The sequence below is a fragment of the Nocardia sp. NPDC005998 genome (assembly GCF_040614395.1).
GTDB lineage: Bacteria > Actinomycetota > Actinomycetes > Mycobacteriales > Mycobacteriaceae > Nocardia.
This window is the reverse complement of the sequence record NZ_JBEXUI010000037.1, coordinates 53571-79500: the sequence shown is the minus strand read 5'-3', so window position 1 is coordinate 79500 and position 25930 is coordinate 53571. Positions and strand designations below refer to the sequence as shown.

At 64.2% G+C, this 25930-nt stretch carries 27 protein-coding genes; 15 read left to right on the top strand and 12 right to left on the bottom strand.

What is annotated here, in order from left to right:
* Positions 1 to 66: 66 nt before the first annotated feature.
* Positions 67 to 1602 (bottom strand): FAD-binding protein, encoded by a 1536-nt coding sequence (locus ABZ293_RS33825; protein WP_355187398.1) that lies wholly within the window; start codon positions 1600 to 1602, stop codon positions 67 to 69.
* Between the two features lie 141 nt (positions 1603 to 1743).
* Positions 1744 to 2649 carry a glycosyltransferase gene (locus ABZ293_RS33820; RefSeq protein ID WP_355187396.1) on the bottom strand — a complete coding sequence of 302 codons (906 nt, stop codon included), beginning with the start codon at positions 2647 to 2649 and terminating at the stop codon, positions 1744 to 1746.
* 406 nt (positions 2650 to 3055) lie between these two features.
* On the opposite strand from ABZ293_RS33820, the gene ABZ293_RS33815 reads away from it, so the two are divergent.
* From ABZ293_RS33815 to ABZ293_RS33800, 4 genes are all read left to right on the top strand, one after another.
* Positions 3056 to 3652: an ATP-binding protein gene (locus tag ABZ293_RS33815; protein WP_355187394.1), complete on the top strand. Its 597-nt coding sequence runs from the start codon at positions 3056 to 3058 to the stop codon at positions 3650 to 3652.
* Between the two features lie 2 nt (positions 3653 to 3654).
* Positions 3655 to 3867 carry an IS3 family transposase gene (locus ABZ293_RS33810; protein ID WP_355187393.1) on the top strand — a complete coding sequence of 71 codons (213 nt, stop codon included), beginning with the start codon at positions 3655 to 3657 and terminating at the stop codon, positions 3865 to 3867.
* 115 nt (positions 3868 to 3982) lie between these two features.
* Positions 3983 to 5095: an ABC transporter substrate-binding protein gene (locus ABZ293_RS33805; RefSeq protein ID WP_355187392.1), complete on the top strand. Its 1113-nt coding sequence runs from the start codon at positions 3983 to 3985 to the stop codon at positions 5093 to 5095.
* A 470-nt stretch (positions 5096 to 5565) separates the two neighbouring features.
* A complete protein-coding gene (locus tag ABZ293_RS33800; protein WP_355187390.1) occupies positions 5566 to 6036 on the top strand; it encodes a nitroreductase family deazaflavin-dependent oxidoreductase in 471 nt (156 codons plus the stop codon).
* A 174-nt stretch (positions 6037 to 6210) separates the two neighbouring features.
* Here the strand turns inward: ABZ293_RS33800 and ABZ293_RS33795 are convergent, their stop codons facing one another.
* A complete protein-coding gene (locus ABZ293_RS33795) occupies positions 6211 to 7254 on the bottom strand; it encodes an AraC family transcriptional regulator (protein WP_355187388.1) in 1044 nt (347 codons plus the stop codon).
* Positions 7255 to 7382: 128 nt separating this feature from the next.
* Between ABZ293_RS33795 and ABZ293_RS33790 the strand changes: the two genes are divergently transcribed.
* The 3 genes from ABZ293_RS33790 to ABZ293_RS33780 all read left to right on the top strand — a co-directional run bounded on the left by ABZ293_RS33790 (position 7383) and on the right by ABZ293_RS33780 (position 10863).
* The gene (locus ABZ293_RS33790; RefSeq protein WP_355187387.1) at positions 7383 to 8861 is read left to right on the top strand and encodes an NAD(P)/FAD-dependent oxidoreductase; all 1479 of its coding nucleotides are present in this window, start codon (positions 7383 to 7385) and stop codon (positions 8859 to 8861) included.
* Entirely contained in the window at positions 8858 to 9715 is an 858-nt protein-coding gene (locus ABZ293_RS33785; protein ID WP_355187385.1) for an alpha/beta fold hydrolase, read from the top strand. Before ABZ293_RS33790 ends, ABZ293_RS33785 begins: the two co-directional genes overlap by 4 nt.
* A gap of 194 nt (positions 9716 to 9909) precedes the next feature.
* On the top strand, positions 9910 to 10863 hold the full coding sequence (locus ABZ293_RS33780) for a 3-hydroxyacyl-CoA dehydrogenase (protein ID WP_355187383.1): 954 nt from the start codon (positions 9910 to 9912) through the stop codon (positions 10861 to 10863).
* Positions 10864 to 10912: 49 nt separating this feature from the next.
* On the opposite strand, the gene ABZ293_RS33775 is transcribed toward ABZ293_RS33780, so the two are convergent.
* Positions 10913 to 11209 carry a hypothetical protein gene (locus ABZ293_RS33775; protein WP_355187416.1) on the bottom strand — a complete coding sequence of 99 codons (297 nt, stop codon included), beginning with the start codon at positions 11207 to 11209 and terminating at the stop codon, positions 10913 to 10915.
* Between ABZ293_RS33775 and ABZ293_RS33770 the strand changes: the two genes are divergently transcribed.
* Positions 11091 to 11909, top strand: a complete 819-nt coding sequence (locus ABZ293_RS33770) for an IS5 family transposase (RefSeq protein ID WP_355187414.1) — start codon at positions 11091 to 11093, stop codon at positions 11907 to 11909. The two genes, ABZ293_RS33775 and ABZ293_RS33770, sit on opposite strands and share 119 nt — an antisense overlap.
* Before the next feature lie 244 nt (positions 11910 to 12153).
* On the opposite strand, the gene ABZ293_RS33765 is transcribed toward ABZ293_RS33770, so the two are convergent.
* The 4 genes from ABZ293_RS33765 to ABZ293_RS33750 all read right to left on the bottom strand — a co-directional run bounded on the left by ABZ293_RS33765 (position 12154) and on the right by ABZ293_RS33750 (position 15109).
* The gene (locus ABZ293_RS33765) at positions 12154 to 12849 is read right to left on the bottom strand and encodes a hypothetical protein (RefSeq protein ID WP_355187381.1); all 696 of its coding nucleotides are present in this window, start codon (positions 12847 to 12849) and stop codon (positions 12154 to 12156) included.
* 307 nt (positions 12850 to 13156) lie between these two features.
* A complete protein-coding gene (locus ABZ293_RS33760; protein ID WP_355187379.1) occupies positions 13157 to 13558 on the bottom strand; it encodes a DUF6463 family protein in 402 nt (133 codons plus the stop codon).
* A 163-nt stretch (positions 13559 to 13721) separates the two neighbouring features.
* Complete coding sequence (locus ABZ293_RS33755) at positions 13722 to 14660, bottom strand: hypothetical protein (RefSeq protein ID WP_355187377.1); 939 nt, start codon at positions 14658 to 14660, stop codon at positions 13722 to 13724.
* A complete protein-coding gene (locus ABZ293_RS33750) occupies positions 14657 to 15109 on the bottom strand; it encodes a DUF6463 family protein (RefSeq protein ID WP_355187375.1) in 453 nt (150 codons plus the stop codon). Before ABZ293_RS33750 ends, ABZ293_RS33755 begins: the two co-directional genes overlap by 4 nt.
* Positions 15110 to 15341: 232 nt before the next feature.
* Here ABZ293_RS33750 and ABZ293_RS33745 point away from each other — a divergent pair, with 232 nt between their 5' ends.
* The 4 genes from ABZ293_RS33745 (at position 15342) to ABZ293_RS33730 (ending at position 18338) form a co-directional block, all read left to right on the top strand.
* Positions 15342 to 15908: a TetR/AcrR family transcriptional regulator gene (locus tag ABZ293_RS33745; RefSeq protein ID WP_354958510.1), complete on the top strand. Its 567-nt coding sequence runs from the start codon at positions 15342 to 15344 to the stop codon at positions 15906 to 15908.
* 60 nt (positions 15909 to 15968) lie between these two features.
* Positions 15969 to 16679: a ubiquinone/menaquinone biosynthesis methyltransferase gene (locus ABZ293_RS33740; RefSeq protein WP_355187373.1), complete on the top strand. Its 711-nt coding sequence runs from the start codon at positions 15969 to 15971 to the stop codon at positions 16677 to 16679.
* A gap of 205 nt (positions 16680 to 16884) precedes the next feature.
* Positions 16885 to 17493: an ABC transporter ATP-binding protein gene (locus tag ABZ293_RS33735; protein ID WP_355187371.1), complete on the top strand. Its 609-nt coding sequence runs from the start codon at positions 16885 to 16887 to the stop codon at positions 17491 to 17493.
* Positions 17490 to 18338: an ABC transporter permease gene (locus ABZ293_RS33730; protein WP_355187369.1), complete on the top strand. Its 849-nt coding sequence runs from the start codon at positions 17490 to 17492 to the stop codon at positions 18336 to 18338. The genes ABZ293_RS33735 and ABZ293_RS33730 overlap by 4 nt, the downstream gene beginning before the upstream one ends.
* Before the next feature lie 81 nt (positions 18339 to 18419).
* Here the strand turns inward: ABZ293_RS33730 and ABZ293_RS33725 are convergent, their stop codons facing one another.
* The 4 genes from ABZ293_RS33725 to ABZ293_RS33710 form a co-directional block, all read right to left on the bottom strand.
* Positions 18420 to 19409, bottom strand: coding sequence for a hypothetical protein (locus ABZ293_RS33725; protein ID WP_355187367.1), 990 nt, complete (start codon positions 19407 to 19409; stop codon positions 18420 to 18422).
* A 51-nt stretch (positions 19410 to 19460) separates the two neighbouring features.
* A complete protein-coding gene (gene uppS, locus ABZ293_RS33720; RefSeq protein WP_355187366.1) occupies positions 19461 to 20213 on the bottom strand; it encodes a polyprenyl diphosphate synthase in 753 nt (250 codons plus the stop codon).
* A 1208-nt stretch (positions 20214 to 21421) separates the two neighbouring features.
* On the bottom strand, positions 21422 to 22129 hold the full coding sequence (locus ABZ293_RS33715) for a response regulator transcription factor (RefSeq protein ID WP_355187364.1): 708 nt from the start codon (positions 22127 to 22129) through the stop codon (positions 21422 to 21424).
* On the bottom strand, positions 22122 to 23366 hold the full coding sequence (locus tag ABZ293_RS33710) for a sensor histidine kinase (protein ID WP_355187362.1): 1245 nt from the start codon (positions 23364 to 23366) through the stop codon (positions 22122 to 22124). Before ABZ293_RS33710 ends, ABZ293_RS33715 begins: the two co-directional genes overlap by 8 nt.
* Before the next feature lie 165 nt (positions 23367 to 23531).
* Between ABZ293_RS33710 and ABZ293_RS33705 the strand changes: the two genes are divergently transcribed.
* From ABZ293_RS33705 to ABZ293_RS33695, 3 genes are all read left to right on the top strand, one after another.
* Positions 23532 to 24110: a hypothetical protein gene (locus ABZ293_RS33705; RefSeq protein ID WP_355187360.1), complete on the top strand. Its 579-nt coding sequence runs from the start codon at positions 23532 to 23534 to the stop codon at positions 24108 to 24110.
* A 319-nt stretch (positions 24111 to 24429) separates the two neighbouring features.
* Positions 24430 to 25128: a M24 family metallopeptidase gene (locus tag ABZ293_RS33700; protein WP_355187358.1), complete on the top strand. Its 699-nt coding sequence runs from the start codon at positions 24430 to 24432 to the stop codon at positions 25126 to 25128.
* Positions 25129 to 25380: 252 nt separating this feature from the next.
* Positions 25381 to 25743, top strand: coding sequence for a gamma-glutamylcyclotransferase family protein (locus ABZ293_RS33695; RefSeq protein ID WP_355187356.1), 363 nt, complete (start codon positions 25381 to 25383; stop codon positions 25741 to 25743).
* The last annotated feature ends 187 nt before the right edge of the window (positions 25744 to 25930 follow it).

The following is a 25930-nucleotide window of genomic DNA, read 5'->3' as shown; positions in this document are numbered from 1 at the left end:
CGCTGGAGGTTTCGGCAGAGCTGAGCGAGGCTGGCCGGCCCTCGGACAGATGCGTGTTCTCCCGGATCATCGAGGTTCGACCGAAAGCCTGTGGCGGAATATGTTTTTGGGATCCGACTCTGCTTTGATGCGCTGGAGCCGCGTGTAGTTGTCTCCGTAGTAGAGGGCGTGCCAGGGTGCGGTCGACGTATTCCAGACGGGGTCCGCGAGGTCAGGGTCCGGGTAGTTGATGTAGCTGCCGCCGTTTCGGTCGTCGGGGACCGGGGCTGCGCCGGTGTCGGCGTAGATGCTTCCGTAGGTGGTTCGTGCCCAGGAGATGAACCGGTCGTCGTCGCTGGGATCTCGCCAGGTGGCATGGATGAGCATCTTCATGAATGAATCTCGGGCGGGCATGGCGGTGGCATCGGGTGCGGTGGCGTTGATCGCGCCGCCGAATGGTGAAAACTCCACGAACGATTCACCGTTCACGGTCAGGCCGACGAGCGCGCGGTAGAGGATTCGCAGCTGCTCGGGTGAATACGGTTGGCGCAGCATGGCGGCCTTGATCTTGACCCGAGCCGGGTTTGTCGGGGCCGCGTAGTACTGCTCGATGCTGTCGGCATAGCTGAGCCGGGTGGGTGGCAGCAACACGGGTGCGGGCGTGACCCCGTCGGTGACTGTGGCAAGGAATTCGTCGAGTTGGGACTGGGCGTCGCGGGGCTCTCCGTAGGAGAAGATCAGTAGGTCGGCGAAGCCTTCGATGAGTGGCCGGAAGATGAGCCGCGCGTACAACCCGGCGAATCGGTTCGCGGGCTCGCGATATCGGGAGTGGAAGTCGAGGTAGTTGCCGAGAAACCGCACGAAGGATTCCTCGGTGACCACCGGCATCGGCAGCAACAGCCGCCCGACGAGCACACCGTCGGGCCGGCGTGGGAGCGCAAGCGCCGGATCGGTCCCGTCGGAATCCGGTGAGCGCAACAGAAATCGGGATACCACGCCGAAATTGCCGCCGCCGCCACCGGTGTTGGCCCACCACAGATCTCGATGCGGGCCATCTTTCGTCGCGACTATCAGCGAGGACTCTCCCCGTGCGTCGACTGTGACGATCTCCACCCCGTACAAGTGGTCGGCGACCAGACCGTACTGCCTCGACAAAGGTCCGTAGCCTCCGCCACTGATGTGCCCGCCCACACCGACGGCCCGGCATATGCCGCCGGGAATTGTCACACCCCACCGAGACAGCCCACGGTAGACGGAGTCCAGATCCGCGCCCGCACCGACCGAGAACGCCTTGTACTGGTCGTCCCAACCGACAGTGTTCAGCCGCTGAAGATCGATCAGACTTCGTGTGTCGGCACTGTCGACGAAATCGTCGAAGCAGTGCCCACCCGAGCGGATCGCGATCCGCAGATCATCCCGCACCGACCGCGCCACCGCCTCCTGCAATTCGCCAGTGCCCGAAGGGATGTGAATCCGCTTCGGTTGCGCCACGAATCGCCGGTTGTATCCCCGTAGGGTCAGCCGCTGATAGTCCAGCTCACCGGGCGCCACCGCTTGCGGTTCGGCGTGCGCCGGCAACACACCGGTCGCACTCGCGGCAGCGCCCAACGTGGCCGCTGCCATAAATCCCCGACGTGACAACGACATCCGATATTCTCCAAGGAATCTTGTCGAAGCGAAAAACCCCGATGTGATCCGCACCTGCGACCACTGCCGCACGACCCGGATCCGCACTGGTGTTGCGACCAGAGCAGTCGCGTGGCACTACAGGTAATCGAAAGTGCGCAGCCGCCAGGACCCTTGGATACGGCCCGCCAGCACTCCGGTGTGCAGCATCCACAGTCCAGACGGAACCCATCTGCGCATGAACACGAAAGCTGGGTTACAAAACAGCACGACCGCGAGAGTTATCAATGTTCCGCGCAATGGATACGGCGGGCAGCCGTTCGGTCGATGTTTGGCATACACGTCGACTTGAGAGCGGCCATAGTTGACGGACTGATGCCAAGCCGCCCGCAGCGTCGGCCGCAGCCGATAAGCAACCATGGCGCCCGGTGCGTGCCCGAGCGTCATACCGGCCTCCTGAATCGTCCACGACATGTCGAGGTCGTCACCGTAGACCATGGTCTCGTCGAATCCACCAACCTTCTCGAAGGTGGTCCGCCACATGCTCATGTTGTTGCCGTGCATCCAGTACAAATAGTGTGAAGGGAAGCGTTCCTCCGGTGGCGGCGATGGTCGCCATTTGGCCACCTTCGGGCTGTTCAAGGAGACGACCTCGATCGGACCGCCGACCGCGTCGTAGTCCGCGGCAGCCTCGACCAGTGCGCTCAGCCATCCCGGATGGACCCGATCGTCCTGATCGGTGAAAGCCAGGAAATCGCCACCTGCGGCTGCCGCGCCAACATTGCGGGCGTGCGGCGCACCAGCGCGATCGGAACTGTCGACACGGCGCAAACGCAGCCGCTCGGCCAACGGGTGTCCTTCGAGATGCCCAGGCAAACCATCGCTGGAACCGTTGTCGCTGATGATCACCTCGAATGGTCCCGAATAGTCTTGTGCGGCAAGACTTTCCAGCTGTTCGTCGAGCAACGGGAGACCATTGAACACAGCAATGATCACAGAAACCAGCTCAGGCTTCTTCGCCGGCACGAGTTCGTACTCCAACACTCGATCTCTCCTGATCTTGATCAAGGGCCGGTCAAACACAGTCGAGCTCAGCCGCCTCGAAAATTACTGCCTCCCCACCGTTGGGAAGATCAATGCGGAGATGCGGTATGGGGCGGAATTGCGCCCGGGAAGAGTGCGGAACTGCGGGAACTGAGCACGAAGCAAGCTCTGAGTCTTTATTACTGGGCAGGATTTCGGAGGGGAAAACTGCCGCGCTGCCGGTGCTGCTCGATGATCGGATCCACCAATGAACTGGACGGAGGTGCTCGACTGCCGAACCGCTACCTCGGCCCCCGGCTGATCCACTCGAGGCCCCTCTCGCAAGATCGGCAGCCGCATATCTGCCACCACGCGTCATCCACCCACGGGGCTCCCTGCGGCGTGATCGCTGAGTACGGTCGCTCAGGTGGGGATACTTCCTGAGTCCGTGATAGTCGCGTTGAATCGCGCTGTGGCGACAGCGGCTGGACGCGGCGTCTTGGTGGTCTGTGGGTTTCCTGGCTCCGGGAAGTCCACGGCCGCAGCATATCTCGCTGCAAGGTTGCATGCGAGCGTGTTGGACAAGGACAGTTTCGCGCCGCGTCTCGAGCAGGATGTGATGCGGGCTCTAGGTGGTGATCCGTTCGATCGTGACAGCGATGTCTACCGGTCGGTTGTGTCTCCGGGTATCTATGACGGGCTGGTCCGTACCGGGTTCGGGATCGGCGTCCGGCATCCGGTGGTACTGGATGCACCGTTTCTGTCAGTGATCCGACGTTCGGCTGATACCGGCGTTTCCCTGGCGCAGCATCTGCGGATGACGGCGTCGGCATCGGAATCGCTTGCGGTGCACACGGTATGGATGGACAGCTCGGCCGCGCAGATCAGGGAACGCATGATAGCCCGCGGTGCCGAGCGCGACACCCCGAAACTCGCCGACTGGGAAGGCTATTGGTCGACGGTCCTCGACAGCGATCTGCGCGAGATCGCGCACGCCGTGGTCGATGTTGTCATCAATAACTGAGCGTGGCCGTAATTCGGACAAATTTCTTCTCCACGTTGAAGACCGAGCTGGCGTATCGGAACTCTTGGCGCACAAGGGAAGACGCGGAGAACGCGCTGTTCGCCTACATCGACGGCTGGCATAACACCCAGCGCATCCAGGCGAAACTGGATTGGCGGTCACCCAACGAGTTCGAAGCCAGCTACCATCAACCGGTTCCAGCCGGAACCAGATAGTCCGCTCTCCGGATTAGCGAGAGAACCTCAGATGAGATGAACGCGTACTGCCAGCCTTGTCACTCTGCGATCAGGGCACACTGCAACCGAATCATCACACGGGAGACGCCCACACATGAATACACCGACATCGCCATCTGGAGTGGCGCGGAGTGACGGATCATCGGTCCAGATCGGCGCTCTCGTTCCGCTGACTCGGCCTGGCTGGGTCGAGGCAGGCCAACATTTGCTTGCTGGACTCGAGCTGGCCGTTCGCGAAGTCAATGACGCCGGCGGGATCGACGGGAAACCGCTCGAGCTGGTGGTCCGAGACACCGCGGCTGATCCACAGAGGGCCGCGGCGGCCGTGGATGAATTGGCTCGCCTGGGCGTGGCTGCCCTGGCGGGGGAGTATCACAGCGTCGTCGCCCGCGCCGCTGCCGCCAGGGCCGACGCTCTCGGTGTGCCGTTCCTCTGCTCGTCAGCGGTTCTCGACGCGCTCACCGAACAGCCAACGGAATGGATCGCGCGCCTCGCCCCGGCGCAATCCCACGGCTGGCAGATCTACGCAGACTTCCTCCTCAGTGCGGGCCACAGTCGAATCGCCATAGCAGCGGAGTCGAGTGTCTACTGGGCATCTGGGGCCCAGATTCTGCGGGACTACCTCGCTCCACGGGGGGGCACCGTCATCGAACTCGACATGCCCGCGCTCGCCCCTACGGCCGTGTGCGACGAACTCGTCGACAATCGCGCGACAGCCCTGCTTCTGCTGGTCGGCCACCCGGAGCCGGCAGTATCGATCGTCAAGTCGGTCCGCCGCGACCAGCGCCTCGCCGAGATCATGATCGGTGCTCCGGCCGGGCAACCCGAGTTCGCCGAATGGGCGAGGTTGCTGGGCGACGACAGTGCAGCGATCCCGTTCTTGCGCTACCTACCTCAGCGCCTCAGCCCACTCGGTGCACGCGTCGAGACGGCCCTTCGCGAGCGGCTAGCCGAAGCGCCCTCCTTCGTCGCCTTCGAGGGCTACGACACGGTCACCGTCCTCGCCGATGTGCTGCGTTCTCACGGCGCGGACCGGGCGCGCACTGCCGAATTCTGGCCGCGCGTTGCAGTCGAAGGCACCCGCGGGCCGATCCGGTTCTCCCGCGCGCCAGGCATCAGCGTTTGGCAATGGGCTTGGACGCCCATCCAAGTCGTTGATCGAGATCCGGCTGAGCCCAATCGCTTTCGGATCCTTCACGCCAGCTGAGAGCGCGGAGGTCCGGAAGCTGTCAAGCCAGGTGAGACCGATCAGGCCACGAATTCTGTGTTGATGTTCGCCTTCGGGCGCTGGTTGATCCAGGCAGTTTTCGGCAGCGGAGGTGGGGTCGGTGGCAGCCGGAGCCGGGCGGGGTTGGCCGCGTAGGCGGCCCGGCGTTCGGTGCGGTTCGCAACGGCTGTGCCGTCGTGAACCGTTGCGGGAGTGTGTAGTCCGATCTCAGAGCGCCGGTGATGGTGGTTGTAGTCGGTGAAGAACGCCGCGCTGAACCGGTCGGCCGCGCAGATCGAGACGGACCGCTCGGGGAAGGCTGGACAGTACTTCGGCGCGGGAAGGCCGGATCCGGCAGGTGTGGTTGCAGCAGACGCCGGTCGGCGGCATCGAAGGTTGTCACCGGTCCGATATGTTGGGGTGAGTGCCCGTCGCGCTTGGTCTGCGGCGGGCTCAGGAGGAGGGTGATAGTGACTGAGTACGATGCCGATGGCGTGGCGGCGTTCAATGTGCAGTTGATCGAGGATTTCCGGCGCAATGGAGGGCAAGTCACCTTGGAGCCCTTGCGTGGGCAGCCGACCGTTCTGCTGCATACGGTGGGGGCTCGGACCGGGCAGCGGAGGGTGACGCCGTTGGCTTACTTTATCGACGGCGACCGGATCGTCGTGATCGCGTCGAAGGGCGGTGCGCCGGAGCATCCCGCGTGGTTCCACAATCTACGTGCCGAGCCGCAGGCCACGGTCGAGATCGGGACAGAAGCGGTCGACGTGGTCGCCGAACTGCTGACCGAGGGACTGGAACGGCAACGGCTATACGACCGCATGGCGGAGCTGCTTCCGCAGTTCGTGGAGTACCAGACGGCCACCGATCGAGTCATCCCGGTGGTGGTTCTCGCTCGCACGCACCCCGCCGTGCGCCGCGATCGGAACGGGAGACACTGAATCCGCCCGGTGAGTCCGGAGACTGCCTTCGGCGCGTTAAGAAATAGCAAGCAGCACAAAGATTTCCGTGATGCCTCGGGCCGCTTGATGCCGAGGCATCACCGTATCGACGTTGGAACTCCCGGACGGTTCCCTCGTCTACCCCGCGGTTGCAGGCGTAGCCGTCGCTGGTGGTCAGGTGGTCGCGGTTGCTCGAGACAGGTCTCGTGGGGTCGGCGGCGGCAGGTCCGCTCGGTATTGCTTTGGTGTCATCCCGAACCATCGTCGGCATGAGCGGTTGAGGGTGCTCTGTTCGGCGTAGCCGAGCAGGCCCGCGATCTGGCTGAGGTGCAGCCCCGGTTCGGCAAGGTATTTCGCCGCTTGGTTGCGGCGTACCCGCTCGATGAGTTCCTGACAGCTCAGCCCCTCGTCGGCCAGGCGTCGTTGCAGCGTCCGCGGATGCATCGCCAGTTCGTCGGCGATGACCTCGGCGCTGCACTGACCGGTGGGCAGCAGCTTACGGGCCAGCTCGGCCACGCGTTCGGACAGCGCCGCACTGCTCGGAACGTATTGGGCCTCCATATACTTCGTCGCGATGCGCCTGGTCTCGGCGTCCGCGCCCTGGATACGCCGGTCTGCCAATTCCAGGGGCAGCTCGAACCCGCACGACGGCTGCCCGAAGAGCACGGTGCAACCCAGCGCTTCTCGATAGGCAGCGTCCGAGCCCAGCTGGCCGTGCACGAATGAAACCGAGCTGGGGCGCGCGTCAGGTCCGCCGAGGAGGCGAATCATGCGAACGGCGTCAGCCATGCTCAGCTCGTACCCCTGGGGTATCTCCAGGGGAGGCGGCTCGGTGATCTCGTAGGTGAACCCGACGTCGGCCTCCGTAGTGCGCGCGACCGTCAGCTTCATCGCCGGAGAATGGACGTGTAGATAGCGCGCGATCGACTCCAGTCCACCGAGCACGGTCTGAGCATTCCGCGCGATCACCGCGATGGGTCCGAGGATGTGCAGGCCCTGCCAGCGTGCCAGGCGAAGCCCGAAGTCCGGACAATCCAGGCCGGCAGCGCTCGCCTCGAACAGACGAACGGTCGCCTGGAAGGAGACGAACGCGTCTTCCTGGTACTCGACGCCCGGCTGGATGTGGAAGCGCGACAAGAAAGGCTCCGGGTCAGCACCGAGCTCCTTCACCAGCTCGCGGTACCCCAACAGAGCTGCGGCACGGATCACCGTGTCCATGCGACCACCTCCTTGTGTCGGGAAATGATAAAAATCTGTCGGGAACTGTCAAGATCTGTGACGTGGCGCACAGTCATCCTCTTTCTACAGCGTCTTGTGAACACAGCACGCAGAAGCAAGAGGAAGCCATGAACGCACAACATTTCGACGTCTTGATCATTGGTGCCGGCCTGTCCGGCATCGGCACGGCCTCGCAGGTGGCGGCTGCCTTCCCCGATAAGACCATCGCCGTGCTGGAGCGACGCGAGCGGCTGGGCGGCACCTGGGACCTGTTTCGTTACCCCGGCATTCGTTCGGACTCCGACATGTACACCTTCGGGTACAAGTTCCGTCCGTGGCGCGACCTGACGGTACTCGCCGACGGCGGGTCGATCCGGGAGTACATAGCGGATACCGCGAGGCAGTTCGGCATCGACGAAAAGATTCACTACGGCCGGAAAGTCGTCACCGCGGACTGGTCGACACCCGAGTCCCGCTGGACCGTGACCACCCTGGACGAGGCGACCGGGCAGACGCGCATCTTCACCTGCGGCTACCTCGTCAGCTGCACCGGCTACTACAACTATGACGCGGGCTACCTCCCGGCCTTCCCCGGCGTGGAGCGATTCGACGGCCGGTGTATCCACCCCCAGCACTGGCCGGAAGATCTGGACTACTCCGGCAAGAAGGTCGTTGTGATCGGCAGTGGCGCCACCGCCGTCACCCTGGTGCCGGCGATGGCTCGCGACGCCCAGCACGTGACCATGTTGCAGCGCTCCCCGTCGTATGTCTTCTCGCTGCCCGCCTTCGACCGAATCTCCCAGGTGCTGGGTCGCTTCCTCCCGCAGGACTGGGTGTATGCGATGGGTCGCAAACGGAACATCGTCATCCAACGTCAGCTCTACCGGGCCTGCCGTCGCTGGCCCCGGCAGATGCGCCGGTTCCTGCTCTGGCAGGTGCGACGCAATCTCGGCGACTCCGTCGACATGAGCCACTTCACGCCGAACTACCTACCGTGGGACCAGCGGCTGTGCGCGGTGCCCGACGGTGATCTGTTCCGGGTGCTCGCGTCGGACGATGCCTCGATCGTCACGGATCGGATCGACACCTTCACCGAGCAGGGCATCCTGCTGCAATCGGGGCGGGAACTGGAGGCCGACATCATCGTTACCGCCACCGGTCTCGACATCCAGATGCTGGGCGGGATGGCGCTCTCCGTGGACGGTGAGCCGCACGAGCTGCACGACCGGATGACGTACAAGGGTTTGCTCGTGGAGAGCATTCCCAATCTGGCCTGGGTCTTCGGGTACACCAACGCCCCATGGACGCTGAAGTCCGATATCGCAGGCGCCTACCTGTGTCGTCTGTTCAAGCACATGGACGATCACGGCCACACCGTGGCAACACCCCGCGATATCGAGAACTCCGCAACGGACGACGGCATTTTGGACTCGCTGGAGTCCGGCTACGTACAACGCGCGAAGAACACACTGCCGCGTCAAGGATCCAAGCCGCCGTGGAAAGTTCTGATGAACTACGAGCAGGACTCCAAGATGCTCCTCGACGACCCCATCGACGACGGCCTCCTTCGGTTCGAAGCCCCCGCGCTGAAAGGTGCGATGGCATGAGCACGCCGACCTACATCCCGCTCGACGGTCGACGCGTTCGCGTGCGAATAGACGGCGATCCCGACCGCGCGCCAGTCCTATTGCTGCATGGAATCGGCCGCAGCCTCGAAGATTGGGCACCACAGTTCCATCGACTGGCCCGAACCCACCGAGTCATCGCCCTCGACGTTCCGGGGTTCGGCTTCTCGGACCGTCCTCGGGAACGCATCACACTGCCGGTGCTCGCCCGCGGGGTCGCGGACACGCTCGCCGCCCTCGGTGAGGAGCGGCGCGTGCATGTCATCGGAAACTCGCTCGGCGGTGCCGTGGCCCTGCAACTGCTCGCTCTCGAGCCGGCACGGGTGGCAAGCCTGGTGCTGGTCAACAGTGCGGGATTCGGCTCGCAGGTCGCCATGGCGCTGCGGCTGCTGGCCGTGCCCGGCATCGGGTACCTGGCGACTCGGCACACCACCCGCCTCGCGGCGGAGATGAACGAGCGCCTGATCTTCGCCGACAAGTCCCTGGTCACAAAGGAGCGGATCGACCACGCCCTCGCCATCGCCGAGCAGCCCGACCCCGGCGACGTGACGTACGAGACCGCCCGTGCGCTGGCGACCGGCCGGGGAGTCAGGCGCGAATGGCGGACCGAGCTGATCGCGTCCGTCGCGAAGCATCCTCGACCCACTCTGGCCGTCTGGGGAGACCTCGACCGCGTCCTTCCCGCGCACCATCTGGTCACCGCACGCCAGCTGCTGCCGCACGCCGAGACCCACCTGTTCGCCGGCATCGGCCACATGCCGCAGATCGAGTGCCCCGATAAGTTCGCCCAACTCGTACTGGCCTTTCTCGCCGGCGCCGAGGTTCGCATCTCCTGACCTGAAGTTCGCCGACGGCGACACCGTCGTTGGGAGCGCGGCGCCGCTGTCAACGACGATCCGGGCCTCGACGCCGAACAGCGGCCGGCCCTGGGTCGCGGATCCATATCGAGAGCGGCCTCGATGCCATCTCGCCTGAGGCCGCGAAGCGCTTGCAGCAATCGAATCAAGAAAATCAATCAGAGGAGACATCCATGTCAACGCTCGACAAGATCACCGTGCTCGGCGGCGGAGTTCTCGGCGGACAGATCGCCTGGCATTCGGCCTTCATGGGTAAAACTGTTGTCGTCTACGACATTTCGGAAGAAGCGCTCGACCTCTGCCGCGGAGCTCACGGCCAGTACGCGGCTATCTACCTCGCCGAGATCGGCGCGTCGATGCAGGATGTGGCCGATGCTCGAGCCCGGCTCACCTACACCACCGATCTGGCGACGGCAGTGGCCGGCCAGGACCTCGTGATCGAAGCCGTCCCCGAGATCCCGGAAGTCAAGACGAAGGTGTACGCCGAGATGGCGGGCCTGCTCGACGCCCACACACTCATCGCGACGAACTCTTCGACGCTGCTGCCTCGCGACTTCGCCGAGGCCACCGGCCGTCCGGACAAGTACTGCGCGCTGCACTTCGCGAACCTGATCTGGGCGTTGAACGTCGCCGAGGTCATGGCTCATCCCGGTACGGCTGCCGACACCCTGACGCAGATCACGGAATTCGCCATCGAGATCGGCATGGTTCCCATTCCGGTGCACCGGGAGCAGCATGGATACGTACTCAACACCTGGGTGGTCCCGCTCTTGAACGCCGCCCAAACACTCGTCACCAACGGTGTCTCCACACCGGAGGACGTCGACCGAACCTACATGATCGTCAACCGGGGCGCCCCACGCGGGCCCATGGGCACACTCGACGTGATCGGCATGAAGACCGCCTACGACGTGCTCGCCTACTGGGGAGTGCACAATGACGACCAGCAGATGCGCGCCAACGCCGCCTATCTGAAGGCGAACTTCGTCGACCAGGGCAAGCTCGGGCTGCAGTCCGGGCAGGGTTACTACAGTTATCCGGAACCCGCCTACGCCGATCCCGACTTCCTTTCCGTACCACAGATATCGAGTGCTTCCGACATCGCGGCACGCGCAATGCTCACGTAGCGTCAGGACTCGAACAGAAGGTAGCGAGTGAAGCCGACCATGGTCAGCATCAGAGCCGGTTGACCAGGTAGCCGGTGCGCTTGCGGCGGCGGTCGTGAGCAGCGCCGACACCGAGGATGTGGCCGATCATCACGGCCAGCACCTGGGTTGTCCCCAGCGCCACAGGGTGGGTGGAGAGGATGTAGGCGGCGGCGGATGCCGCATTATGTCTGGCCGTGGTGGACGAGTTGTCGCGGTGGTTGGTGCCAGATGAGCTGTGGGTTTTGGTCGAGCCCTTGTTGCCGCAGTTCGAGCCTCGCCGCCAAGGCGGTGGCACCGCGCCGGTCGAGGAGCGGGCGGTGTTCACCGCGGTGGTGTTCGTGCTGACCAGCGGTTGCGCGTGGCGGATGTTTCCCGCCTCATTCGGGGTGACTGTTCCGACTGCGCATCGCCGGTTCACCGTGTGGACCGAATCGGGCCTGTGGCGGCGGCTACATCGGGTGATTCTGGACAAGTTGGGCTCCCAGGGCTTGATCGACTGGTCGCGGGCGGTGATCGATGCGGCGTCGGTGCGAGCGAAAAAAGGGGGATCGATGACCGGTCCGAGCCCGGTCGATCGCGGCAAGTCCGGCTCGAAGATCCATGTGCTCTCCGATCGCACGGGAGTCGTTTTGTCCGTGGGTATTTCGGCGGCCAATACCAACGACGCCGAGGCGCTCAAACCTCTTGTGCAGGCGATCCCGACCGTACGTTCGCGGCGCGGCCCGCGTCGTCGCAAACCGGGAAAACTGCACGCGGACAAGGCATACGACACCGCCGAGCCGCGCCGATGGGTCCGCCATCGCGGCATCGGCGTGCGGATCGCCCGCAAGGGCATCGAACCCTCCGACCGGCTCGGCCGACACCGCTGGGTGATCGAGCGGACGATTTCCTGGCTGACCGGCTACCACCGGCTCAACATCCGCTACGACCGCAAGGCCACCCACTTCCTCGCCTTTCTCACCCTGGCTGCGACACTGACCGACTACAAGAAACTCGCGAAGGCAACGGCGAAATCGGCGACATGAGGCACGGCCTTATGGCACCGAGCGCAAACATGGGCCATCTACTTGGCGTCTACGTATAGCCGTGGTCTCTGGCCCACTGGTCCTCGCTGTTTCGGCGCCGTTCACCGGGTCAGCGATCAAGGTTGCGCTAGAGCGCAGCACCGGGCTCGCGATCGACGTGCTGGTGTCATACACCGAGACCGCCGATGAGCTGCGGAAACGGTGCGAACGCCACGGTCGGCGCGCGCAGGCTCTGGCTGAGCGTTTACGGCAGGATTTGCAGGCCGTTGCGGATGGTGTCCAGGTCTGCTCGGTAGAAGTCGATGTCGGCGGCAGCTACCTCGGCGTACAGCCCGATCGGGTATGTCTGGTCACCGGAACCGGAATCGTAATCGAAAAAGATGGAGTCGCCGTACACGGCGACTTCGTCGGCGTTCTGGGCAGGGGTCGTCCCGGCGATTCGACGGCCGGACCAGCCGCATACCTCGATGGTTTCGGATAGCACCTTTTTCCAGCCTCGAGGGGTGGCCATACCCTCGACGTAGCTGACGGTGCGCCTGTGCGGTTCGCGCAGATTGACGGTGATCGTCGCGCTGCGGGTTCGTCCCGATTGCGGGTCGGTTCGGCGGATCGTCAATGCGGGGCCGGTGTCGTCCCGCTGCTCTCGTTGCCAGCCGGGCAACTGCGGGATCCGAACCGTAAACGGCCGATCCGGCAAACGATCGGTGGTGAATACCGCACCGGCCGGATCGGCGCAGGCGGTTTTGGCAACCGTTGTGGCCGTGGCAGATTCCGGTGCCGGTTCCGGTGCCGACGCATTGCACGCGATGGCGCAGACCACAGCGACGCAGGTGAGTGCGAGCCACTGCCCGATCCTCCGGTAACTGTTCATGGATCTACAGCTTAGAACCGCCTCCCACATCGCCCTGCATTCGCCGGAATGACCAGATGAGGCCCACATGAGACACGCACTAAATCAGTGGCATCCGTACATATCCCGGTAGTCCGCGCACCCCACGTGTTCTTGGCCAATGGAAACCGGGGCTTGTCGGGTGATCGTGGGCGTGTTGTCGTTTTCTGCGGGAGCGCGGGCTGGTGGTCGGCGGCTTCGAAGCGGAGTCGGCGATCGCGGCCAGTTCCCGGTAGTCGTAGCGGGTGACCAGATCCATCGAGGCCGTCGCGTAGCAGTCGAACAGCCGATTTCGGCGCCGATACGAATGTGACGTTGCTGGATCGGTAATCGGATCGGGTCAGTGGCTGGTTCACGTTCATGCCTCGCTGCGCGCGGCGAGTGCGGGCTCGGTCTGTTCGGTGGCGCGGTGGATGCCGCGCAGGAGCAGGACGGCGGCGGCCACCACCACTGGCGCTGGGGTGGGCTCGACGATGAGGGCGCACACGCCGCCCCAAGCCAGCACCATCCACGCCAGGAAGGCCGGCGGGACGATGCCGCGCCGATCCATCCACACCACGAGCAGGCCGACGATCAGCAGCGGCAGGCCGAACCCTGCCGGGTTGCTCCAAAAAGCCTGGGCTGGCAGGGTGTCCTCCGCCCAGTGGCCCCACAGCTGCAGCGATAGCCAGTCCTTGAAGTAGGCATGGCTGAGCAATAATCCGGTGGCGAGATGCCCGCCGCCGATGAACGCGATGATGCGTCCAGACCATGTGATCATTTGATTCACACTCCTATTCCTTTTCTGCGGATGCTGTAACCGCTTGTGCTGCAACAGATCAATGGCTTCGGCACTGTCATCGGCGACCTGATGCCGCTGCCGCTGCGTCCCCAATGGCGATACGCCCTAGCCTGGCGCTCTGCGGTTGCGGCCAACTCTCGACTCAGCGCTGTGGGACATTTGCTGGCTCCGGTGGGGTCGGCGGTGCCGAGTCGTCGCTCGAGGTCCGTACGTTCGGCCGGGGTCGGGGTGGCGCGCTCAGCGCGGTGAGAGCGACGAGCAGGCCGAGGGAGAGTGGCCCGGCCGGCGTCAGGTCGTGCCCGAGTCCGAATGCCATCGCGCAGGCCCATGACACCATCAGGGCCGCCGCCAGGACGGCGACGTATCGGACGACGAAGCGGCCCGCCGCCGCGGGAGCCCGCAGTGACCACACCACGGCCGCCGGAACCGAGATGAACAGCACGCAGCTGAACAGCCACATCGCGTACAGCGCCTGCTTCGGCGCGGACAAGGTATCGCTGGTCAGCAGCGCGGCCGGCCAGCCCTGAAAGGTGGCCAAGGCGGTGTGGAGGATCGCATTGAGGGCTCCGACGATCGTGGTGACCCACAACAGCACCCGTCGCCCGGGGCGAGGGCGGACCGGTGGTTGTGGCTCTTCGGCCGACCGGGATGGCCGGGCCAGCAAGGCCAGGCCCGCTACCGCAGCATGGAGCGTCCATTGCGGCAACGACCGCAGCCCGGACGCGCCGTCGGCCCAGACACCGGCCGCCGCGTACAACAGTGCCTGCGTGCCGTTCAACAGCGCGATGTAGCCCAGTGCCGGCCTGGTCACGGGCGCTGGCTTGCGTGGTAGGAGCAGCAGGACGACCGGGTAGGTCCAGGCGATCGCCGACATGCCGTGCCACATCATTCGTAGCCCCTGTTGGGCCTCGGCGGGGGCGTTGCCGGCCATCAGCGCGCCGATCGTGGGAGTTGCCTGCACGAAGGTGTGCAGCACGGCGGTGATCGTCGCGACGGCCACAGCGGTCCATAGCGCCCACGGCCGCGCGATGGTCGCCGTGACGCTCATGTCCGGCGCCATGGTCGTTGCCGAGTTGTTCATCTCGGCTCACCTTCTGGCGTGGGTATGCCGTCGCGGCGGTCGGACCGCCCAGAAGCCGAGCTGGGCTCGGGCACGGGGTGGGTGTGTCGGCGGGTTCCGGCCAACAGCAGGATGTTGGCGAGCAGCAGGATCGGCCAAGGCGTGGTCACGAGGACCACGGCGCCGACCAAGGTCCAGGCACCCAGTGTCCAGGCGATGAAGGTGGGTGGGGTGACGCCCCGGCGGTCCAGCCACAGCACAATCAGGCCGACCACGACGAGCGGCGGCCCGAAGCTGTAGAGGCTGAGCCAGTACGCGCTGCCCGCCGGGCTCATCGCGGCGAGGTCCTCACCCCACAACCCGCCGCTGAACCACGTCCCGGCGTGCAGCGCGGCCTTTTCCAGAGTCAGAGCGAGGAGCGTGTGTGCGGCTGCGAACAGCGTGATGAGCCAACCGGCCCACTTGATCATTTGCTTTCTCCGTTCTCTCACGGGGCGCTGTGGCCCCGTCGGGGTTGTCCGCGGCTCCGGTCGTGCCGGGCGTGCACCTATTGCCGGAGAGGGGATCTCATCGATGTGTCCTTCCCAGCGGTTGTCGGTTCGCGAGTGCGCGTCCCGGCTGATATACGGCACCGTATAACATGGAGGTTAGACTAGTTATACGGTGGCGTATAGAACTGAGAGATGTGAAAGGAGTCATGTCATGGGTGTGGCCCGCACGCCGCGCGAGGCGTGGATCGAGCAGGGCTTGCGGACACTGGCCGCCAGCGGCGAGGAGGCCGTCCGTATCGAGGTGCTGGCCAAGGCTCTCGGCGTGACCAAAGGTGGGTTCTATGGCTACTTCGCCGACCGCAACGCGCTGCTGGCCGCGATGCTGGACACGTGGGAGCGTGAGAGCGTCGACGAGGTGCTCGAGGCCGTGCAACGCGAGGACGACTCACGCGACAAGATCGCACTGGCCGGCCGATTGACCCTGTCCAGCGATCGCCTGCTCGGGGTCGACCTCGCGATCCGCAACTGGGCCCGCCGCGACGAGGCGGTCGCCGCGCGGCTGCGCCGGGTCGACAACCAGCGCATGAAACTGGCGCGCGAGATGATCGGCACCTTCTGCTCCGACCCCGACGAAATCGAGGCCCGTAGCCTACTCGCGTTCTGCCTGGCCATCGGAAACCAATTCCTCGCCGCCGACCACAACGGCCGTACCCGCGACGAGGTCCGCGCCCGCGCATCAGCGATCGTGCTCAACCGCCCTCCGAGTCCGACACCGTAGGGATCGGAGCCAGTTCGTGAGACTTCCGCTACCGGGGAGAACCGCAGAAAGGTCGGAGAGATGACAGACGCCGAGATGTCGCATGGCAAAGGCTCTGAAGTACACACGATCTTCGAAAAGATCGCCGGGTACTACGACCGGATGAACCTCATCATGACGCTCGGCCGTCATACGCGCTGGTGTCGCGAAGTGGCCACGCGGGCGGCGCCACCTGCAGGCGGACAGCTGTTGGACCTAGCCACCGGGACAGGTGCAATCGCCTTGGCGGCGGCACAGATATATTCCACTGTCGCCGTGACGGGTGTCGACTTTTCCGAAGCGATGCTGGCTCGTGCACGGATCAAATCCGGGGCCGGCACGATTCGGTGGCAGCAGGCCGATGCGACCCGTCTGCCGTTCGACGACGAGTCTTTCGACGCAATTACCGAAGGCTATCTGCTCCGCAACGTCGAAGACCTGGCCGGAGTACTTCGCGAACAGCACCGAGTCCTCGCGCCTGGCGGCCGGATCGTCATCCTCGAAACCTGCCCTCCCAGTGGCCCGATGAAGCCGATACTCACCTGGGGAATGCGCACGATCGTTCCCCTGCTGGGGCAAACGGTCGCTCGCGACCGATCGTCGTATACCTATCTCGAATCCAGCACCCTCGGCTTCACCTCACCTCGACACGTGGCCGGTGCCCTGGGGGAACTGGGCTTTCAGAACATCGGCTGGAGCAAGAAATTCTTCGGCACCAATGTCATCCTGTGGGCCACCAAGCCAAGTCGATGAGGTTATCGTGGGCCGAGACGAACGCCGAAGAGAGCTGAGACGCGCTCCGGTGGCATTCGGCCGATTTTGACGTCGCCGTCCGCATTCACCCAGCGCGACTTCGCGCGGCCGGAGCCGTGCGTGCCGCGAATCAGCTTTTCTGGCACAGACTTTCGCCAATGATTGCTAGCATCCGGGCCATGACGCCGGCGGTAGGCAAGGGGCGATGATGGAAGTGGAGAACGTCCACCACTCATACGGCAGGCGGTCGGTGCTGCGTGGTGTCGACTTCGTGCTGCCCGCGGGGACGCTGGTGGGCATCGTCGGTGAGAACGGGGTGGGCAAATCGACGTTGCTGAAGGTCCTCTCCGGAGGGCTGCGAGCAGACCGGGGAATGATCCGGCACCGTGGGCGGTTCGGTTACTGTCCGCAGCAGGTGGTTCTGAACGACGCCTTCACGGTTCGCCAACATCTGGACTTCTTCGCCGCGGCTTATGCCGTTGCGGATCTGCGGCGGGCTGAGGAGACCATGGAGATCCTCCGGTTCTCCGACTACATCGGTGAGCGGGTCGCGACGCTGAGCGGCGGCACCCGGCAAAAGCTCAACCTGACGTTGGCGGTGATGCACGACCCGCAGGTGCTGCTGCTCGACGAGCCATACCAGGGTTTCGACTGGGAGACGTATCTGCATTTCTGGGATCTGGTCACAGAATTTCGTGACACCGGCCGGTCGGTTCTGGTCGTCTCGCATCTGGCCCACGACACCGAAAAGCTCGATCAGGTATGGAAGTTGCACGACGGGGTCCTCCAAGACAGACACGAGAAGGCCCGATGAGCAACGGTGTTCGACTGTTCCTGATCGCCACCCGCTACGGCCTCATCGAGCACGCACGTAACAGGTTCGCCATGGTGTTGGTGGCCGCCTTCGTCCCCATAGTGATCACGCTGGCGCGCGTGGCCGTCACCGACATCGAGGTACCGTTCCGGCTCCGCGACACCGGTCTCGTTCTGCGCGCCAACGGCAATCAGCTCGCCCAGATCAGCGCCGCCCTGATGGCGGTCACACTGATCATCGGGTTCATGATGTTCGCGGCGACTTTCAGCAGCGGAGCATTCGACCGGCGTCTGTCGATGGCCGGATACCCCCGGGTCGCGCTGGGGCTGGCGAAGATCGCCTGCCTCGTGGTGGCCTCGCTGGTGGTGTGCGCATACGCCACCGCTGTCATCTGCTGCTACTGGTCGCCTCGGCAGCCTGTCCTGCTCGCCGCGGCGATCTTCGGCGCGGCGATGACCTACGGGGCGTTGGGTGTGGCCCTCGGCGCGCTGCTACGCCGCGAGGTGGAGGGCATGTTCGCCATCGCGATGATCAGCTGCCTCGACATGGCCGTGCAGAACCCTATCGCCAGCGCCGGAGCAGACAGCGATCTCGTGCGCTGGCTGCCCTCCTACGGGGCCATGCAGGCTTCGACTGCGGCTGGTTTCTCCGATGCCACGCCATTTGAGGGCTTCGCGATGCAACTGGCCTGGTTCGCTGCAAGCGCGCTGGCCGGATTGGTCGCTTTCCATCTACGCACCCGCTCCTCTCTTCGGCCCAGAATGTGGATCCGCATCCGCGGACCTCGCGTCCTCGGACGTCGTATTCCGGGACCGACGGAGACCGGACAACCAGCGAAGCAGTGACGGCGCGTCCCACGCGATCCACACGGTGGATCGGGCGGGACACACCCCAGGCAACTCGACCGTTTCGGACCAATAGAATAATTAGAACCCGCTGTCCCGGCCGGCATATCTCGGCGATTCTCGGTGATGTCGCACGTACATTCCCAATCCGTTCCGCGCCGTTTGTACGCTGAGGTCGACTGCGGCGCGCTCGCTGGCGGTGCTATCTTTATATACAGCACTGCTTTTCAATGAGCGTTCGGCCTCGATCAGATCAGTGACACGAGATTCGATCATATCAGCCACTTCATCGAATGCCGCTTCGAGCGAAAGATTCTTCTCTGCTCGAACGACGTGTATCAAGTTCACTTCACCGGCTGCATCTTCCTTGTAATACGACGCCATGTCGTTCACCCAGGCTGCGATATCGGCCCAACTTTCGCGAAGATCACACATTTCGCTGCTCTCGTACAGCGCGTCCGATAATTCTATCCGAAACATGAATTCGCTTATATCGAACAGAAGGTATAAAGCTACCGTATTTCGACGCATTGATATATACTCCTGACGACCCGGGACGTGCCCCTCTCGCCGGTTGTCGAGTTCGATTCCCATGGCCAGAATACAGTCGAGAAAGTTTTGCCGCATTCGTCTCCGCCAGCTATGCGATTGCCTGGGGTAAATCCGCTGCAGACAATTGGCGAGAGCGGTTTCGAGTCCGGGTTCGGCTGTCTCGACCTGCCCTGTTTCGAGTATTCGATCAAAGCGAGAAATATCGCTTTGGAGATCCTCCAGTGAGTCGTATTCATCGAACCCGATTCGATCGTCGATCAGGAAGCTCCATTCGCAAAGTATCGTAATCAAGACCAGGTCATCGAGATCGGCGTCCGGAAATAGCTGGCACAGAACTCTTACGCCATCTACTCCGCGCAACCGTTCTTCTTGGGTCGCCGTGAGCGGACCCAACCATTTCGTGCGCAATGACCGCGCTTCCTCGTCGACCTGCTCCCACAAGGGGCTGATGCGAGCACCCTCGATATAGGGATCCTCGAATGGCAGGTTCGGGACTTTAGCTGTCCAATCCGTGCTCATGAATATCTCCAACTGATCATTTGAGGGTGTTGAGATGTCCATCCGGGGGCGCTATTGTAGCCGCATATCAAGTTCTTTATCGCCGTCGTCGACGGTTCCGAATTTTCGATCTCGTCGCTGATACTCATGGATTGCGTCCAACAGGTGATCAACGGTGAAATCCGGCCAGAGAGCAGGTGAGAACACCAGTTCGCTGTAAGCGAGCTGCCAGAGTAGGAAGTTGGAGATCCTGCTCTCTCCTGACGTCCGGATAACAAGGTCCGGATCGGGCATATCCGGCGCATACAGGTACCGACTCACCAGCTCGCTATTCAGATCCGCGGCAGCCACGCCGTCATCGATTATTTTGCCGATCGCATCGACAATTTCATTGCGGCCGCTGTAATTATATGCGACGGTCAATGTCATTCCGGTGTTGTTCTTCGTCGTCGATGTCGCATAGTCGATCGCCCTGCGCAGGGCGCGCGGTATGCGCATTTCCGCGCGCCCGATCCATCGGATCCGAATGTTATGCGGACCGCAATCGTCGAGCCATCGATAGATGGCTCGTTCGATCGTACTTGCAATGAATCTGACCTCGATCTCGGGACGCTGCCAGTTCTCCGTGGAAAACGCGAATACCGTGAACCATTCGATTCCCAGATCGGATGCGCTTATGACGAGATCGCGAAATATTCGTGCCCCTTGGCTGTGCCCGCCGATACGGGAGCCATTGCGCAGCAGTGACCACCTTCCATTTCCATCCGGAATACAGGCAACATGCCGGGGTATATTAGCGGGGTCGAGAGGTGATCTACTCTGCATTGTGAACTCCGTGTCGAATCTGGGCGTCGATGCTAATGCGCTCGGCACACTCACCGGCTCTCTGCGTGTTTGCCGGTGCTCAGGGACGCTGGATGTTGTTCGGGTGCGGATGCGGAAGGCGAATAATGCACGATGTAGAACGCGACGAGCCACAGCCGCTGGAGCCCGAGATAGGGGATCGCAGGGCCGGTGAAAAAGCTTGCGGTCGTCGTTTAGGGCGACGTGCTCGTCGACAATTGTCTGCATGGCATCGCTCTCCAGTCGGCCGATCAGCGGCAGGATTCGTAGACTCGTTTGTGTCCGGAGAGCGCCGCGAGCCGCTACGGTCCAGTTACCGCAGCGATCGCATGGTGACCGCCATAGATCGGCAGCGCGGATAGCGCCAGCTCGCGTCAGCGGTCGCAACCGATCTCCGGCCGAAGCCCGATGCCATTGGGACACAGAGGAATTCGGCGACCGCGCGTACGATCGCCGACGGCCGGTACACCACCGCCTGCTCACCGAGCGGAATGACCTTGCCGGGCGAGCAACCGGTACCCGTACACCGCGTTTCGGTGTCGACTGCCATCATCTGTCACCGGCCGGAACCGGAGTGAATACTCCCGTGATCAGCTGTAACAACGGATCGGTAACTGCCAGAAGCGGATTCATCAACATCACAACCGACCTTGGTTCTCATGGCAAGCGACTGTCACGGTGGCCCGGCTCCGCTGTACCCTGGCAGGTCGGCGGTCGAAAAGCCGTCTAGATGATCTTACTAATCCGTCCGTCGGAATGTCCCACGTCCGGCGGATTCGAGATATCGGCGGTAATCCGTTGTCCGCGAATCAGTCCCGGCATCCACTGCTACGGACGGCGAAGGCCACATGATCGCTCAGTTGGTACTCCGGTAATCCGGCTCAACGCCGGACGCGAGACGACCGCGAACATGATCGCCTCGAGCACGGTCACGTTGATGGAGAAACCGTTCCGCCCAATACACCATCAGAGCCCGAGACGACGGATTCATCGACCGACGCAGCCGCTGCCACGGCGGCTCCGCCAGACCTACGCCCACCTCACCGGGCCAACGCGCCGAACCCACCGGATGCGCCCTGCACCGCACCGCGCTGATCAGCAGTGACATCGAACGATATTGCGTGATGCGAGTACGTATTTCGCCTCGGAGATCGGCCGGCCCCGGAGATGAACCTTTGCGGAACGCAGCGCTAGGCCGATCCGTCGGTTGCGCCGGGTACCACCACGCCGGATTCGTAGGCAAAGACAACGAGCTGGGCACGGTCGCGCGCCCTCAGCTTGGTGAGCAGGCGGCCCACGTGGGTCTTGACGGTGGCCACGCTGATGTAGAGCGCGGCGCCGATTTCGGCATTGGAACGCCCAGCGGCGATGTGCTCCAGGACTTCTCGTTCGCGGTCGGTGAGGGCCGTGAGAGCGTTCGAGTGCGGGGCGGGCGCGGCCGGCTGGCGGGCGAACACGCTGATCATCCGGCGGGTGATACTCGGTGTCAGCAAGGCGTCGCCGCCGGCCACCACGCGGATCGCGTGCAGTAGTTGCTCCGGTGGCGAGTCCTTGAGGATGAAGCCGCCCGCCCCACTGCGCAGCGCTCGGAAGACGTGTTCGTCCTGATCGAAGGTGGTCACGATGAGCACATGCGGCCCGTCCGCGCTGTCGGCAGCGATGTGCTGCATGGCTTCCAGGCCGTCCATGACCGGCATCCGGATATCCATCAGGACGACATCGGGTCGCAGCTCCCGCGTCAGCCGTACCGCCTCGCCGCCGGTGCCGGCCTCGCCGACGACGGTGAGATCCGACGCGGAATCGACGAGGACCCGGAAACCCGCGCGCACCAACGCTTCATCGTCGGCGATCACGACACGGATCGGGTCCGGCGCGACCGGGACCGCGGTGTCAGGCACGGTGGTCCCGGTCGATCGGGAAGCTCGTGGTGACGGCGAATCCGCCCGCCGCGCGCGGCCCGGACTCGAACCGGCCGCCGAACAACGACACCCGCTGCCGCATGCCCTCCAGACCCAGACCCGAACCGCTGGAATCGATTCCGGCGGCCGTTGCGGCGCGCGGGCCGTCATCGGTGATCGAGACAGCCAATTCCCCTGGCACATGGCGGATTTCGATGTACGCACGGTCGGTGCGCGCGTGCTTGACCACATTGGTCAACGCCTCCTGCACGATGCGGTACACCGTGGTCTGTAGCAGCGCCGGATAGTCCACCGGCGTCCCGAGCACCTGATATTCCACCATCAGCCCATCGTGCCGCAGTCCGTCCACCAGATCCGCCACCTCGGCCAGGCCCGGCTCGGCCGGTTCGTCGCGCTGCCCGGGTTCCCTGATCTGCGACAGCACGGCCCGCAGTTCGGTCAGCGCCGAGCGGCTGGCTGTCTCGATGGCGCTCAGCGCCCGGCGTGTTTCGCTCGGATTCTCGTCGATCAGCAGGCGGGCGACGCCGGATCGGACGGCCACCATGCTCAGGGTGTGTGAGATCAGGTCGTGCACGTCGCGCGATACCCGCAGCCGTTCCTCGGCCCGGATCCGGCGTTCGGCTTCGGCAGCCCGCTGCCGTTCCTGGTCGGCGAGACTGCACTGATACGCACGCCGGGTCCGGAGCATGTCGCCGATCAGCCAGGCCGGCAGGGCGATCAACGGCTGCACGAAGTCCTGATCCTGATCCGGATACATATGGAACGCGATCGACCCCGCGACACACATGGCGATCATCGCGACGACAGTGGCGATGATGGATTCCCGGCGCGGCCGAAGGTCAGCGACGGTGAGCACGGCGACGCCGATGGCCGGACCGGTATTGCTCACCCACGGCGTGAAACGCACATCGGCAAGCGCGGCCGCACACAGCACGGCCGAGACGGCGACGAGCACGGCCAGCGGCCAGCGTCGGCGGACGATCAACGGCGCGCTCGCCGCGACACCGAATCCGGCGATCTCCGGCATCGACCCGATCCCGCTGGTCATGCCGACCAGCAGCGGCCCGGTGAACACCGCGAAGCAGGCAAGGGCGATCGCGATGTCGATCGCGTCCGGGCCCACGAAATTCTCCCGGTGGCCAACGGTGAGCCGCTGATGCCACGGTGGCGCCGACGACCGCGCGGTCCGCGTCGGCGGTGATGCAGTGATCGACATAGGGCCGACGGTAGCTGCCCCGCCCACGACTGCACATCGGCCTCGGGGCCAGCCACGGGTCATCCGGAGGTCGGACACCCGCCCGAGGTGTCCGACCGGGGCGGGCGGACACTTCCCGCCTGTGAGCTGATGACCCGGCAGGGTCCTGGGCGCGAGGGTGGTGGCATGAATACACCAGGCGCTGAGCGCATCTCGTCCGGATCCCACAGTGTTCGCCCGCCCGGCATCCGATCGCGGTTGTCGGGCCCGCTGGTCACGATCGCCGCCGTGTCCTTCGCGGCGGGAATCGTGTCCGGTGGCGTTTCGTATGCTGACCGATCCCCGCATCGGGAGGCGCATGTCGCGGGCACCACCGCCTGGTGGCCGCACCTCGTGCTGTTCGTGCTCGCCGTGGTCCTCACCGTGGTCGTGCTGCGCCGCCGCACCCGCTCGCACGACCTGTTGCTGCTCGCGCCAGTTGGCTCGCGCGCCGCACAGCGGTTCGGGCGCACTCTGCTGTCGGCTGGGCGACACCCGACGGCCGCGCTGCGACTGCTGATCGGCATCGTGCCCACGGTCATGCTGGTGTACGGCGCCTGGCGCATCGGGGATCAGATCCTCGGCGGCCTCGACCCGAATTTCACCGTCAATGCCTGGGGTGGCCCGAGCTACCTGGGCGCCATGGCCTGCCACTACCTCGACGGCGCGCTGATCATGGCTGCGTCGGCGGGACTGCTGAACTTGCTGCTGCTCCCGGCCGAGTAGCCCGGGCCGGTTGAACACAACCTCGGTTGAGCAAGCAAGGTTGGCCTCGCCATATCTCGAGGTGGCCGGTTCTGCCGACGTGGCACGCCACGGTCCGCCCGTGACTGGAAAGGATCGCTATGCCGGTGGATCTCGGTGGCTCTCTTCCCACCTTCGTCCACCGCGAGGGGGCTATCGGCGATGTCCCGTTGTTGGCCCGGCACGTCGAGCAGGTTGGCGCGGACGCGGCGGTGCTCGGTCGTCGACCGCGACAGGATCGCCCCCATGGATCCTGATGCGACACCGTGGGCGGGTTCGTCGGTGATCTACTGTCGGCTTCATGGATGCGATTGCGGAGTTGGCCCGTGTGTCGGCGTTACTCGATGCCGAAGCGAAAGCCGAGGCTTTGTTCGACGAGGTGATCACGCGCGGACTCATCGCACCGGGGCAGACTGAATCCGCGGTCAGTGATGCGGTCCGTGACCTCGCCGAGGAGATGTTCGGAATCCGTCGGTTCTGGCACAAACGTATCGTCCGGGCTGGTGTCAACACTCTAGAGCCGTATTCTGCGAATCCGCCGGATCGTGTCGTCGGCGAGGACGACATTTGCTTTCTGGATTTCGGGCCGATCTTCGGCGAATGGGAAGCCGACTTCGGCCGCACTTACGTGTTGGGTGACGATCCAGCCAAGTTGGCTGTTCGTGACGCACTGGAGCCGTTGTGGCGGCAGGGGCGCGACCTCTTCGACGCCGATCCGGATATCACCGGCGAGCAGCTCTATGCCTGGATCGTTGACCGCGCTACCGCGCTTGGCTGGGAGTTCAGTGCCCCGATTGCGGGTCATCTGGTCGGGGAGTTCCCGCACAAGCAGATTTCCGGCACTGCGGTAACCAGCTATATCGCGCCAGGGTCCGATACTCCGATGCGGCGTGTGGATCCTGCCGGGCGCGCGTGTCACTGGATCCTGGAGATCCATTTGATCGACCGTGACCGCGGTTTCGGCGGCTTCTTCGAACAACTCCTGGACGTGCGAACGTGACCCGTCCGCGGCTGACAGCGCCCCAAGACGGCAAGGGCGGACGGTATCTCACCGACGTCGTGCACGACGCCACCGGCTGAACCCGGCGACATCGCCGCACGAACGCGGCGAGCAAGGCGTACCGACTACTCCTCGCGTGGCGCGATTCCACGTAACCTGCGGTACGAGGTCGTACGGTCCGGGGAGGTCGTGGACGGTCGAGAGGCACGTCACAGTGCCGAGGGTGTCGGTGGTGTGGTTTGCTGCCGTGTCGTGGCTATCCATCTGTTGTTCTCCTACGGCACCCTGCGCCAACCCGAGGTGCAGTGCAGCGTCTTCGGTCGCGAACTGGCCGGACGCGGTGACGAGATTATCGGGTACGAGCTGGACGAGGTCGTGATCACCGATGCGGCGGTGATCGAGGCCAGCGGCAGCGCCGTTCATCCGGTCCTGCGTCCCGCCGATCACGAAACCGGAATTCCTGGAACGGTTTTCACCCTCGACGACGACGATCTGGCCGCCGCCGACGCCTATGAGGTCGACGACTACACCCGGATGCTGGTGCCGCTGCGCTCCGGGGTGCAGGCGTGGGTGTACGTCCTGGCAGGCCAGGATGGCGGTACCGCCGCCACCTAGGCGTCCGATAGCTATTCTCGCCCGCCCTGCCCTGCGGTGACGGTGCTGTGCCCACCATCGGCGCGCTATGGCGGGCGCGAGTATCGAGCTGACCCGCGCGGAGGGTATGCCCTCGCGCAGCACACCGGCATCGGTCAACTTCGCGTCGCGCCGCACACCCGAACCCAGCGAACTTTTCTGGCGATGA

Excerpts from the sequence above, each read along its gene's own strand:
- ABZ293_RS33825 (WP_355187398.1), bottom strand. The coding sequence starts at position 1,602 with ATGGCAGCGGCCACGTTGGGCGCTGCCGCGAGTGCGACCGGTGTGTTG.
- ABZ293_RS33805 (WP_355187392.1), top strand. The coding sequence starts at position 3,983 with ATGAATACACCGACATCGCCATCTGGAGTGGCGCGGAGTGACGGATCA.
- ABZ293_RS33795 (WP_355187388.1), bottom strand. The coding sequence starts at position 7,254 with ATGGACACGGTGATCCGTGCCGCAGCTCTGTTGGGGTACCGCGAGCTG.
- ABZ293_RS33790 (WP_355187387.1), top strand. The coding sequence starts at position 7,383 with ATGAACGCACAACATTTCGACGTCTTGATCATTGGTGCCGGCCTGTCC.
- ABZ293_RS33785 (WP_355187385.1), top strand. The coding sequence starts at position 8,858 with ATGAGCACGCCGACCTACATCCCGCTCGACGGTCGACGCGTTCGCGTG.
- ABZ293_RS33780 (WP_355187383.1), top strand. The coding sequence starts at position 9,910 with ATGTCAACGCTCGACAAGATCACCGTGCTCGGCGGCGGAGTTCTCGGC.
- ABZ293_RS33765 (WP_355187381.1), bottom strand. The coding sequence starts at position 12,849 with ATGTGGGCCTCATCTGGTCATTCCGGCGAATGCAGGGCGATGTGGGAG.
- ABZ293_RS33760 (WP_355187379.1), bottom strand. The coding sequence starts at position 13,558 with ATGATCACATGGTCTGGACGCATCATCGCGTTCATCGGCGGCGGGCAT.
- ABZ293_RS33755 (WP_355187377.1), bottom strand. The coding sequence starts at position 14,660 with ATGAACAACTCGGCAACGACCATGGCGCCGGACATGAGCGTCACGGCG.
- ABZ293_RS33750 (WP_355187375.1), bottom strand. The coding sequence starts at position 15,109 with ATGATCAAGTGGGCCGGTTGGCTCATCACGCTGTTCGCAGCCGCACAC.
- ABZ293_RS33745 (WP_354958510.1), top strand. The coding sequence starts at position 15,342 with ATGGGTGTGGCCCGCACGCCGCGCGAGGCGTGGATCGAGCAGGGCTTG.
- ABZ293_RS33740 (WP_355187373.1), top strand. The coding sequence starts at position 15,969 with ATGACAGACGCCGAGATGTCGCATGGCAAAGGCTCTGAAGTACACACG.
- ABZ293_RS33735 (WP_355187371.1), top strand. The coding sequence starts at position 16,885 with ATGATGGAAGTGGAGAACGTCCACCACTCATACGGCAGGCGGTCGGTG.
- ABZ293_RS33730 (WP_355187369.1), top strand. The coding sequence starts at position 17,490 with ATGAGCAACGGTGTTCGACTGTTCCTGATCGCCACCCGCTACGGCCTC.
- ABZ293_RS33725 (WP_355187367.1), bottom strand. The coding sequence starts at position 19,409 with ATGAGCACGGATTGGACAGCTAAAGTCCCGAACCTGCCATTCGAGGAT.
- uppS (WP_355187366.1), bottom strand. The coding sequence starts at position 20,213 with ATGCAGAGTAGATCACCTCTCGACCCCGCTAATATACCCCGGCATGTT.
- ABZ293_RS33710 (WP_355187362.1), bottom strand. The coding sequence starts at position 23,366 with ATGTCGATCACTGCATCACCGCCGACGCGGACCGCGCGGTCGTCGGCG.
- ABZ293_RS33705 (WP_355187360.1), top strand. The coding sequence starts at position 23,532 with ATGAATACACCAGGCGCTGAGCGCATCTCGTCCGGATCCCACAGTGTT.
- ABZ293_RS33700 (WP_355187358.1), top strand. The coding sequence starts at position 24,430 with ATGGATGCGATTGCGGAGTTGGCCCGTGTGTCGGCGTTACTCGATGCC.